The 4,098-nt window shown below is 43.6% G+C and carries 6 protein-coding genes; all 6 read left to right on the forward strand.

Translation table 11 applies throughout. The features are described from left to right. Nucleotide 1 precedes the first annotated feature (1 nt). Nucleotides 2-202, forward strand: a complete 201-nt coding sequence (purS, locus tag Q0605_RS04040) for a phosphoribosylformylglycinamidine synthase subunit PurS (RefSeq protein ID WP_298704436.1) — start codon at nucleotides 2-4, stop codon at nucleotides 200-202. Beyond that, nucleotides 199-864, forward strand: coding sequence for a phosphoribosylformylglycinamidine synthase I (purQ, locus tag Q0605_RS04045; RefSeq protein WP_295152903.1), 666 nt, complete (start codon nucleotides 199-201; stop codon nucleotides 862-864). The genes purS and purQ overlap by 4 nt, the downstream gene beginning before the upstream one ends. Beyond that, nucleotides 858-2,150 carry an SH3 domain-containing protein gene (locus Q0605_RS04050; RefSeq protein ID WP_298704437.1) on the forward strand — a complete coding sequence of 431 codons (1,293 nt, stop codon included), beginning with the start codon at nucleotides 858-860 and terminating at the stop codon, nucleotides 2,148-2,150. The genes purQ and Q0605_RS04050 overlap by 7 nt, the downstream gene beginning before the upstream one ends. Beyond that, a complete protein-coding gene (locus tag Q0605_RS04055) occupies nucleotides 2,131-2,817 on the forward strand; it encodes a lysophospholipid acyltransferase family protein (RefSeq protein WP_298704438.1) in 687 nt (228 codons plus the stop codon). Before Q0605_RS04050 ends, Q0605_RS04055 begins: the two co-directional genes overlap by 20 nt. Nucleotides 2,818-3,101: 284 nt before the next feature. Then, nucleotides 3,102-3,587: a hypothetical protein gene (locus Q0605_RS04060; protein ID WP_298704439.1), complete on the forward strand. Its 486-nt coding sequence runs from the start codon at nucleotides 3,102-3,104 to the stop codon at nucleotides 3,585-3,587. Nucleotides 3,588-3,602: 15 nt separating this feature from the next. Beyond that, nucleotides 3,603-4,058 (forward strand): hypothetical protein, encoded by a 456-nt coding sequence (locus Q0605_RS04065; protein WP_298704440.1) that lies wholly within the window; start codon nucleotides 3,603-3,605, stop codon nucleotides 4,056-4,058. Nucleotides 4,059-4,098 lie beyond the last annotated feature (40 nt).

Consider the following 4,098-nt stretch of genomic DNA (forward strand, 5'->3'; position numbering starts at 1 on the left):
CGTGCTTGATCCGCAGGGCAAGGCGGTCTGCCACGCCCTCGCTTCGCTTGGTTTTAGCGGAGTAGAGGACGTGCGCGTAGCTAAACAGATCGTGCTTGAGCTAAACGGCGAGGATAGGGATAAAATTTACGCCGACGTCGCTAAGATGTGTGATGAAATTTTGGCAAACACCGTCATCGAAGACTATGAGATCGTGATATGAAGGTAGCGATCGTCAATTTCCCCGGTACGAATTGTGAGCGCGACAGCAAATACGCCTTTGATAAGCTCGGTTGCGAAACGCAGATAATCTGGCATAAAGAAACCGACATAAACGCCGATCTGATCGTGCTTCCCGGCGGCTTTAGCCACGGAGATTATCTGCGGACGGCTGCTATTGCTAAATTTAGCCCGGTGATGAAGGCGGTTCTCGCTCATGCTGCGCGCGGCGGCTATATCCTAGGCATCTGTAATGGCTTTCAGATGCTTTTGGAGCTAGGCTTGCTCGCAGGCGCGATGAATAAAAATATAAATTTAAGCTTTATCTCAAAATTTCACCATCTGCGCGTCGTTTCAAACGACAATAAATTTCTGCACTGTTGCGACAAGGGCGAAATTTTAAATATCCCGATCGCGCATGGCGAGGGAAACTATTATGCGCCTGCGGATACGTTAAAGTCGCTATACGACGAGGATTGCGTGCTGCTAAAATATTGTGACGAAAACGGCGCGGATCTAAATCCGAACGGCTCAGTGGACGCAATTGCCGGGATTTGCGATAAAAACAAAAAGATTTTCGGCCTGATGCCGCATCCTGAGCGCGCTATAGAGCCTATTTTGGGCGGCACGGACGGAGAGAAAATGCTAAAAGGCTTAATTTGCTAAAAAAAATTCTTACTATTTTAGGTGTCTGCACGCTCGCGTTTGCTGCGCCGGAGATTGAGATCGATTCGCTTGATGATCTAAGTAAATATGCGCCGAAAAAAGCTGAGGATAAGCCCGACGAGCCGCAGACGCGCGATAATTCCAAAGTGATGCTGAAGTATAATAAAAAAGAGGTTATGTCGATGGATAATCTAAGTATCGACGATCTTAAGGCTTTGGCACCTACTAACGAAGTTGATCTTGATGTATCCGACGATAAGGTCTATCAGGACATTAAGCCCAAAGAGCTTACGCTAAAAGCCAGCGGGATGCCTAGGAAGGTGTATTGTAATCAAATTTTTAAGATTGATTTCGCCGTATATTTAGGGCAGAAAATCACCGTTAAGCCAAAGCTAGAGATCAGCCGCACCAATGGCATGAAGTGGCTTAATGCCGACAATCTTACGTGGATTGAGGGCGACGAGATGTTTGAGACGACGCTGTGGTTTGCGGCAAGCGATAAGAGCGATAAGATAAATGAGCTCGTTTTGACCTTGCAGCGCAACGGAGAATTCTTTGAAAAAAGCTCTATTAAGCCTGATAATCCGGAATTTATGAAGCTTGACACGAAGCCTAATTTTTCGCATATCGTAGCCGACGAGCTGAAACTTAAAAACTACAAAACTACCAAATTTGACGACGCTTCAAATTTACTCACGCTCGATCTTGGTATCCGAAACGGCGCAATCAGCGCTTTTAGCATCGATAATCCAGCCATCATCAAGCAGGGCGTGGACTCTGTGCGCGGCACATACGCAAGTCAGAGCGGATATTATTTCGCCGTCGTAGATAAAAATATCACAAATTTAGACTTCAGCTATTTCAATCTCCAGACGAAAAAATTTGAAAATTTCGGTCTTGAGCTTAATCCGCGCGCCGAGGATCTTAGCACACAGATCGGTCTAAATCCGAAAGAGAGCAAGTTCGAAGCCTACAAGCAGATCGCGATCTACACGCTAGCTGCCGTGCTTTTGGTGATGTTTCTGCTTAGTAAAAATATCACGCCGCTCATCTTTGCGGTGCTGATTTTGGCGGTAAATTTCTACGCGCAAAGGCCTTACGGCACGGGCAGTATCGCGCAAAATTCTCCGGTTAGAATTTTGCCTATGCAAAGCTCCACCGTGTTTTACGTAACCCAAAATGCTGAAAAGGTTGAAATTTTGGGTACGAATAAGGAATTTTATAAAATCATGCTAGGCGGCAACAAGATCGGCTGGGTTAAAAAAGATGAGCTTAGCAAGGATTAGAGCGCTATTTTACGCGATTTGGTTTATTTTTACCGTCGTTTGCGTCGTGATCGCCATGGCGGTGAAAAACTCCTCTCATCGCCGCTTTCGTCGCATTTGGGGGCGATTCCAGCGCTACGGCATTGGATACGATATCCAGATCATAGGTACCCCTGATCCGCGCGCGCAGCTAGTAATTGCCAACCACCAAAGTATAATGGATATCGTCGTGCTCGAAGAAACCCATCCCGCCGATATCTGCTGGATCGCTAAAAAGGAGATCGCAGACATCCCTATCATCGGCAAAATCATCACTCTTCCGAAGATGATCCAAGTCGATCGCTCAAATCCGCGCGATCTGGTGCGGATCGTGCATGAAGTACAGCAGCGCGTGAGCGAAGGGCGCGTCATCACGATGTTTCCCGAAGGCACTAGACATCGCGGCACGCAGCTTTTGCAATTCCAAAGCGGCGCCAAAGCGATCGTTAGCAAGCTCGGTCTGCGCGTCCAGCCCGTGGTGCTCATCGGCACGCAGCACATCGCAAACTCTCACGATTTCACCGTTCACAGCGGACACGTCAAAATCATCTACCTAGACCTACTCGACACGAGCGATAAAGATTGGCTGCAGCACGCCAGAGAGACAATGCAAGCCGTAATCGACGAAAACGAAACCACCGAAGCGTAGGCGGAATTTGTAAATTTACCGATGAAATTCAAACGCGATTTTTGTTAATTCGCGCGATTTCTGTGCGCTAGCGCGTTTATTTGCGCTTTGATTTGCGGCGTGGAATTTTAAAATTTCGTTCGTGCGCGCGGACGGCGAAATTTTAAAATTTACGCGCTACGGCAAGATGGAATTTAGCGTATATTTAGCCATTTGCGCAAATGGCTAAACGATTTGTCGCAAGAGCAAAAGATGGCGGCAACCCGCAAGCAGTCTTAAAATTTTAAATTCTTAAGGAGGAGAGAATGGCGTTTGTTACAGAGCGTATTTCAGAAGAGGATATCGAGAAATACGATTTACTAAAACCGTGCAATGAGATATGCAATAAGTATTATCAGGGTGAGCTTGATTGGGTAGATTTAAATTCGAGAGATTGGTGCATAGATCGAGAAAGAGGTATTTGGCTTTTCCCTGTGCGCAGTATCACTATCGGAGATCCTAGAGATATGGAATTTAGCGGAGAAGTGATATGGCTTTTGCATTATAGAGGCAAAGATATAGAGATCGATCTGAGGAATATACATAATGAATATACCGGTAAAAAAGATACGGATAATCCGTTTATACTAATATATGAACTGGAATCCATAAGAAGCGATATCGGGGATATACCAAAACAAGAGATTGTAGATATTTTAAAAGAAATTTTAAATGAGTTTAAGGGAGGAGACGTTATAACGTATTTTATCCCTAAAGAGAATATTCAAGTAATTTTCATATCAAAAATTTAAAGCAAAGGAGATAAGGTGGCGTTTGAAAATGCGATCATCACTAAAGAGGATGATGAAAAGTATGGACTTAGTGAGATTTATCATAAGTATAATCCAATGTATGAGAGATTACCGAAATGTAAACCATGGATTATTGATAGAAATTTAGATTGCTGGATTATGGAAACTGGATATTTTCCTGATCCAAACTGTGATCATGCGATGCTTCCTGAAACATTGTGGAAACTATACTATAAAGGCGATATATTCGATATTATATTATATTATGTAAGGGATCAAAAAGTAAATGAGGTGGTATACGATAGAGTATGGAAAGTTATATCTATATATCCGGAACAAAGTCACAATCTTCCAAAAAGCAAGATAATACCATTACTAAGAAATATTTTTATAGCATTCGGCTTTGATGGACTTAGGAAACAGGTAAAAAATTTTAAAATAACTGTTATAGATTCAAGGAAAGGAAAATAAAATTGTGAATCTAATACCAAAAGCAGGCAAATGCCGAATT

Origin of the sequence: uncultured Campylobacter sp. (genome assembly GCF_938017705.1) — a bacterium.
In the GTDB taxonomy this organism is placed as follows: domain Bacteria; phylum Campylobacterota; class Campylobacteria; order Campylobacterales; family Campylobacteraceae; genus Campylobacter_B.